Below are 4,069 nucleotides of genomic sequence, written 5' to 3'. Positions count from 1 at the left end.
CACCGGCAATGTCATGCCGCTGGAGCCGGAGTTTGAAGCAACGCCCGCATTCGCCTGGCTCATGGAGCACGCCGGTGCGCACGGATTCACGCTGTCGTTCCCTCGGAACAACCCCTACGGCTACATCTACGAGCCCTGGCACTGGTGCCTGTCGGAGGCGCCTGCGTGAATGAGCGGCCCCGGATTCGAGCCGAGGAGCCGGGCGACATCGCGGCCATTGATACGGTGACGGTTGCCGCTTTCCGTCATGCGCCGCATGCCGACCATACGGAGCAGTTCATCGTCCGGGCCCTGCGGGATGCCGGGCAGCTCACGGTCTCGCTGGTGGCCGAGCAGGGTGGTGCGATCGTCGGTCATGTCGCCGTGTCGCCGGTGACCATCTCCGATGGCGCCGAGGGCTGGTTTGGACTGGGCCCCATCTCGGTATTGCCGGCCATGCAGGGGCGGGGCATCGGCGCCGCGCTCATGAATCACGCGCTGGATGCGTTGCGAGCGCTGGGTGCGGGCGGCTGCGTGCTGCTGGGCGATCCGGCGTATTACGCCCGATTCGGCTTCAAGCCGGTGCCCACGCTCGTGCTGCCGGGCGTTCCGCCCGAGTACTTTCAGGCGATCACGTTCGGCTCGTCGTTCCCGAGCGGGGAGGTCGCCTACCACGAGGCCTTCGAGGCAACGGCCTGATCAGAACCGTCCGCTCTCGGTGTCATGCCGAGGATTCGGCCGTATGATCAGGCGACAACAACAGGGAGACGGACCGGGATGGAACCTGCTCAGGCAATCGTGGCGCCCGTGGTGGCGCTGGCACTGTGGTCGATGGTGATGTGGGCGTGGATGTACTACACCCGGATTCCGGCGATCGTCGCGTCCAGGATGAAGATGGACCCCGACGCGCCCAGAGGCGAGCAGATGGCGCTGCTGCCGCCCAAGGTCCGGTGGAAGGCCGACAACTACAACCACCTGATGGAACAGCCGACCGTGTTCTACGCGGTTGCGTTGGCGCTCGCGGTGATTGGCGCCGGCGACGGCATCAACCTCTACCTGGCCTGGGCCTACGTCGTCATCCGCGTGATTCACAGTCTCTGGCAGGCGCTGGTCAACAAGATCGAGTACCGCTTCGCCTTGTTCGCGTTGTCGAATCTGCCGTTGATCGCCCTTTGCATCAGCGCCGGGATCGCGGTCTGGGCCTGAGGGCCCTGGCCCAGCCTTGGGTCATGTAAGCGCGGCATCGCCCGCGCTCGCAGTCTCGTAACCCCGAATTTTTCCCGCACGCCGGGAGGACGGTCGCTGCTCGCCTGAGGTTGTCTTGAGGCAGCGGTTCGGTGCCGTTTCCCGTTCGCCTTGCCGACCGTTCGTCGGTCTGCGCCCCGAAATGTTTCATCCGCCATGTCCGTTTCCAGATCCGCTTTGCGCATAGGGGACGAGTGGCGTGCCGTGCCCGGCTGATCGATGAACTGATCATCCCGGGGCTGTCGGTTCGCCGGACGGATGAGGCAAAGGGAGTTCTGCATGCGGGGCGGACGATTCGGCAGCAACAGCGGCATTGTTCGCCTGTTCGGCGTGGTGGTGATGGCGATGGCCGTGGCGGCCTGCGACAGCGAGCCGACGACGATCGACCTGACGGGCGTTTCGGACGAACCGCCGATGGTGACGCTGAGCGGCGTGGTGCAGAAGGGTGTCTTCACCGACTTGCAGGTGCTGGCCCGGCAGCAGACCGCCAACGGCACGCCGCTGGAGCCGGTGCAGGCGGAAATCGAATCCGGCGGGCGCTATCGCGTGCCGGTGCAGCAGGGCGCCCTGGTCACGCTGGAGGCCAGCGGCAGCTTCATGGACGAGCTGTCCGGCGAGATCGTCCAGCTCGACAACCCGCTGCTGGCGATGCGTCATGCCACCGGCAACGCCGAGCAGAACATCAACATCCTCAGCCATTTCGGCGCCGAGCGCGCCGGGGCGCTGGCGAAGCAGCAGGGTCTGCTGATGCCGCAATTGATCGAGCAGGGCCAGCGGGACGTGAATCTGGCGCTGGGGTTCGGTGGCAATACCGATCCCGCCAAGCTGGACATGACGCAAATCCCCGCCGGCGCGGATCTGGACGATCCGAATCTGCGTCTGCTGGTGTTCTCAGCGGGGCTGCTCGATCTGCCGCGCGATCCCGGTCGCCTTCCGGCCGAGTGGACGGCGCTTAACGGGCTGATCCAGGGCGGCGTGCCGGAAGACGACCTGGTGGCGGCGTTCGCGCTGTTCAACGGGCTGCAGGTGGCGGAACTGGTTGAGCAGCTCGACGAAAGCCCGGCCCTGGAGTTGCCGGAGGTGGCGATCGACGACGGTCTGCAATGGACCTGCGCGATCACCTGCGATTTCGTCCTGTTCCCGACACCCGGCGTGCATGTCGTGGGCACGGCGGCCTACGAGTCCGCCGGTGACGTCACGATCATCATCCGCCGCGACGGTGATTTGTCGCAGCCGGTGGAACTGGACCTGGACTTCGTCTCCGGCACCGCCGTCGAGGACATCGACTTCGTCGCCGAGGCGCAGCGCGTGACCATCGACGCCGGTCTGGACCGCGAACTGGTGCGGATTCCCGTGCTGATCGATGCGGTGGCCGAGGGCATCGAGTCCTTCACCGCGCAGATCACCGCCGTGGACGCGTCGACCTCGATCAATACGGCGTCAGCCACGGTTTCGATCACCGATGACGAATATCCCGGCTACCGGCGACCAAGCCCGGAATCGATCACGCTGGAATCCGCCTGCTTCGTCTCGGTTGGCGCCGCCAGTGAGCTGGAACCCGACGCCTGTCTCGATCCCGTGCCGGCCTTGCAGGGCCTGATCGGCGCGGCGCCGGAGCTTGCGATGCGTGTCGGCACCGTGCTGCGCAGCGATTGCCAGAGCACGTCGAACTGTCCGCAGCGGCTGCGTGAATATGCGATCGACTATGCGCTGGTAGCGACGGCGAACGGCAGCGAGACCGATCGTGCGCCGCTGGGCACTTACGCCTTTCCGGGCAATGCGGTCCTGCCCGCGGCCGAGCCCGCCGATCCCCAGCCGCAGTTGCTGATCAGCCTCGCGGCGCCGGATGTCGCCGGGCTGGTCGAGCAGGCGGCTGACATGGGCTGGACCCTGACGCTGGAAGCCCGTCTGAGCTTGCCGCCCGATATCGATCAGACATTCGCCGCCGCGGCGCCGGGCCTGCTGCGTCTGTCCGACACCATCCGCTTTGGCGACCGCGATCTGCCGCTGTTGCCGGGCACGGTGACGCTGTCGGATGGGACCTGCGGCGAGGGCAGCCTGGAACTGACCGGCGCCATGCTGACCGATTTGCTCGCCGGCTCGGTAGATCTGAACGAAATCGATCCCGCCGCGCCGCCGGAAGGCTATGCCGTCAGCGGCACGGTTTGCGTGCTGCTGGAGTCGCAGGCCATGGGTGAGCCGCCGCAGCCCGTCGTGCAGACCGGGCAGGTGGATGCGAGCGGATCGTTCTGGCGGCTGCCGGGCGCGCTGGGCGTGCAGGTGCCGGGACTGTCGATCGCGGCGGTACCGGGTCTGGCATTGCTGGGCCAGGCGGATTCGCCGACGCCGACCGTGCTGGTGTCCGAGCAATGGCCGTTCGGCTTGCTGGTCAGCGGCGGGGAACTGAGCGCGGCCGGCCTGACCGTGCAGTACAGCGGTCTGATCGATCCCGGTGCCCGGTCGTACTCGGGTGCCGATCCGCGGGTCAATCCCGAGGCGCGGGCGGAGAACCGCACGTTCTTCCGCAACGCGGCGGGTGGAACCCTGCATCTGTCGGAGAACGGGCTGTCGGGCAGCTTGCAGATGATGGGGGGCTCCGGTCGCACGGCGTTCCCGACCGGTGCCGTCGACTGGCAGGGCTTCACGCTGGAACTGGTGGACAGCGAACTGACCGCGGCCTCCGCCATCGCGTTGAACTACCGCTTTGCGCAATCCACGGATTGTCGCGAGGCCGCCTGTGCCTCGGGCCGGCCGCGTGAGTATGCGGTGTCCGGTTCGTTGGGCATGGCGCCGTCCGGTCAGGCGGCCGGTGAAGTCAGTCTGACCATGGCTTCGGTGCCGGGTT

The 4,069-nt window shown here is 67.1% G+C and carries 3 protein-coding genes; all 3 read left to right on the top strand.

What is annotated here, in order from left to right:
• The first annotated feature begins 165 nt into the window (after window positions 1-165).
• Window positions 166-678 carry an N-acetyltransferase gene (locus tag ABNS06_RS05870; protein ID WP_348673181.1) on the top strand — a complete coding sequence of 171 codons (513 nt, stop codon included), beginning with the start codon at window positions 166-168 and terminating at the stop codon, window positions 676-678.
• Between the two features lie 78 nt (window positions 679-756).
• The gene (locus tag ABNS06_RS05865; protein ID WP_348673180.1) at window positions 757-1,185 is read left to right on the top strand and encodes an MAPEG family protein; all 429 of its coding nucleotides are present in this window, start codon (window positions 757-759) and stop codon (window positions 1,183-1,185) included.
• Between the two features lie 318 nt (window positions 1,186-1,503).
• Window positions 1,504-4,069: Calx-beta domain-containing protein (locus ABNS06_RS05860; RefSeq protein ID WP_348673179.1), on the top strand; the 2,566-nt coding region annotated here is incomplete at its 3' end.

It is taken from the genome of uncultured Abyssibacter sp. (genome assembly GCF_964000955.1).
Taxonomy (GTDB): Bacteria; Pseudomonadota; Gammaproteobacteria; order Nevskiales; family OUC007; genus Abyssibacter.
Note: the sequence above shows the minus strand (reverse complement) of the source record. Positions and strands in the feature narration are given on the sequence as shown.